The sequence below is a fragment of the Arthrobacter sp. JCM 19049 genome, from assembly GCF_001310435.1.
In genome coordinates this window covers 1-2,875 of record NZ_BAXF01000280.1, presented here as the reverse complement: position 1 = coordinate 2,875, position 2,875 = coordinate 1, and the positions used below count along the sequence as shown (strand labels likewise).

The 2,875-nt window shown below is 66.3% G+C and carries 1 protein-coding gene and 2 pseudogenes; 1 reads left to right on the top strand and 2 read right to left on the bottom strand.

Going from position 1 to position 2,875, the window contains the following annotated elements; genetic code table 11:
- Nucleotides 1–123: 123 nt before the first annotated feature.
- A pseudogene (locus JCM19049_RS10950) lies at nucleotides 124–998 on the bottom strand (aminodeoxychorismate lyase).
- 159 nt (nucleotides 999–1,157) lie between these two features.
- Between JCM19049_RS10950 and cls the strand changes: the two are divergent.
- Nucleotides 1,158–2,648: pseudogene (gene cls / locus JCM19049_RS10945) on the top strand (cardiolipin synthase).
- Nucleotides 2,649–2,661: 13 nt separating this feature from the next.
- Here cls and JCM19049_RS10940 read toward each other — a convergent pair.
- Nucleotides 2,662–2,875: chorismate-binding protein (locus JCM19049_RS10940; RefSeq protein ID WP_306420784.1), on the bottom strand; the 214-nt coding region annotated here is incomplete at its 5' end.

Sequence of the window (2,875 nt, the reverse complement as noted above, 5' to 3'; positions counted from 1 at the left end):
TCGGGTGGGGCGCTGGCAGTGGCCGCCGCTGTGCTGGCCGGGACCTGGAGCCTGGTCTGGGGATAGCGCATCAAGAACGGGGGGAGCGGTCCATGGACTGCTCCCCCGTTTTTGCGTGCTCGGTTAGGCCAGGTGATCGGCCAGTTCGCTCAGCTCCGCGTGCAGTCCGGCGTCGAAGCGCAGCGGCTTGGCGTCCAGCGAATTCACCGGGGTGAGCAGGCGCACCGAGGAAACCAGCCACAGCACGTCGGCTTGATAGAGGTCCTCGGGACGCAGCGGGCCATACCCCAACTCCCAGCCGGCCTCCGCGGCGGCAGCGAAGATCGCCGCCTGGGTGGTGCCCGGCAGGATCCCGGTTTCCAGCAGCGGGGTGAGCAGGCGCTTGGTCTGCCCGTCACGCTGGGCCATGAGCACGGTGGAGGTCGGGCCCTCCAGCACCGCACCGTCGGAGGAGGTGAAGATGACATCATGGGCACCATGGGCCGCGCGTAGCGCAGGGCCGCCATGTTCACCGCGTAGGACAGCGTCTTGGCTCCCATCAGCAGCCAGGGCGCGCGTTCGGCAATTTTCGAATCATAGCCGCGATCCAGCAGCAGCACGTCCACACCCGAATCCCGCTGGGCCTGGCCCAGCGTCGGGGCCGGGGTTACGGTCACCCAGCACAGGGCCGGGTCGCTGTCCGCGTCCCCGCGGGCGGCCACCAGCTTCACCACGGCCTCATCGGCCCCGCCAGTGGCATCAAAGTCCGCGATGGCGGTGTCAATGGCCGCACGCCACTGGATCTCGTCGGGGATCTCCAGGTCGCACAGCTGGGCCGAGGACTGCAGGCGGGCCAGGTGCGCGTCGATCTTGCGCACGCTCTGGTGCTTGTAGAGCATCGATTCGAAGATACCGTCACCACGGGAAACACCCTGGGCGGTCACGGGCAGTTGCGGCGCGTTAATGTCCGCCAGTCGACCGGCCGGATAGGACGGATCGAGGAAAACCAATGAACTCATAGGTACTAGATTATCGAATCCCGCCGGTGCTTCGGATAACTCGCCGCAACCGACACCGCCTTGAACCGGGGAATTGGGTAGTCTAGCGATAGGCAAAACGCACGATGACCGCGGGAAAGACGCCCCGGTGGAAAGCACGAGGCAGGAGTTGGCCGTATGATGCTAGGTGAGAACTTCCTGCGGGAGCTGGGCCCGACGGTCTGGGCGCTGGCGGTGACCTTCGACATCGTGGTGCGTATCGTGATGATCGGAGTGGTTCCGGGCAACCGCCGGCCCACCACCGCCATGGCCTGGCTGCTGGCGATCTTCTTCATCCCGGTCGTGGGCTGATCCTCTACCTGCTCTTTGCCAACCCGCGCCTCTCCCGCCGGCGCCTGGAGAAGCAGCGCCGCGCCAACGAGGCAATCCTGCAGGCCACCTCGCACATGGATTCGCCGGTCGAATTCCACAGTGATGAGGAATGGATTGAGTCCGCCGCGGTGCTCAACCGCACCCTGGGGGCGCTGCCGCTGGAGGGCGGGAACGAGGTGGAGGTGATCTCCGATTACCGTGCCTCGCTGGAGCAATGCGCCGGGAGATCGACAAGGCCACGACATTCGTGCACATCCAGTTCTACATCATGGGCGATGACCCGGACTTCGTCGGCCCGGTCCTGGATTCCCTGGAGGCCGCGGTCAAGCGTGGGGTGGTGGTGCGCCTGCTGTTTGACCACCTGGGCACCGCCCGGGTGGCCGGGTACGGGCAGCTGAAGCGGCGGCTGAAGGATTCGGGCATCGAATGGAAGCGGATGCTGCCGGTGGCCCCGTTCCGGCGCCGCTGGCGCCGCCCGGATCTGCGCAATCACCGCAAGATCCTGGTGGTGGACGGGGAAGTGGCCTTCACCGGCAGCCAAAACCTGATCGAGCCGGGCTACAAGCGGCTCAGCTCGCACAAGGTGGGGCGCGAATGGGTGGAGCTGATGATCCAGGTGCGCGGCCCGCTGGTGCGTTCCCTGGACGTGGTCTTCGCCACCGACTGGTGGCAGGAGGCCGACACCGATGACGTGCTGCAGGACCTGACCGACGCCCGCTACCCGCTGCCGGCCAGCGATGTGCCGGGGGAGACCGTGGGCCAGGTGGTGCCCAGCGGGCCGGGGTATGAGGATGAGAACAACTTGCGCCTGTTCAACACGCTGATCTATTCGGCCTCCGAACGCCTGAAGATCACCAGCCCTATTTTGTGCCCGATGATTCAATGCTCTACGCCATCACCACCGCGGCGCAGCGCGGCATTGAGGTGGATTTGTTCGTATGCGAGTCCGGGGACCAGTTCCTGGTGCACCACGCCCAGCAGTCCTATTACCAGGTGCTGCTGGAGGCCGGGGTGCGCATCTACCTGTACCCGGCCCCGATGGTGCTGCACGCCAAGTGCTTCACCGTCGATGACGAGGTCGCGGTCGTGGGATCCTCCAATATGGACATGCGCTCCTTCAGCCTGAACATGGAGATCTCGGTCATGCTGCTCGGCGCGCAGACGGTGGACCAGGTCAACCAGGTGCAGGCCCACTACCGCAGCATCTCCAAGGAACTGACCCTGGAGGAGTGGGAGAAGCGTCCGCGGCTGCAGCGCTGGGTGGACAACGCCGCCCGGCTGACCGCCACCCTGCAGTAGGAGCGGCACCGCCCTAGTAGGGGAAGCGCGCCCCCAGGGCGCTGAGCACGCCCACCGACTTGGTGCGCACCTCATCCCATTCCTCCTGCGGATCCGAGTCCGCGGTAATCGCCCCGCCCAACCCCAGACTCAGCTGCCAGGACCCGTCCCCAAGCCGGTCGCAGATCAGGGTGCGGATCACCACCGCCAGGTCGCGCCGCCATCTGCGCCCAGGTAGCCCACCGCCC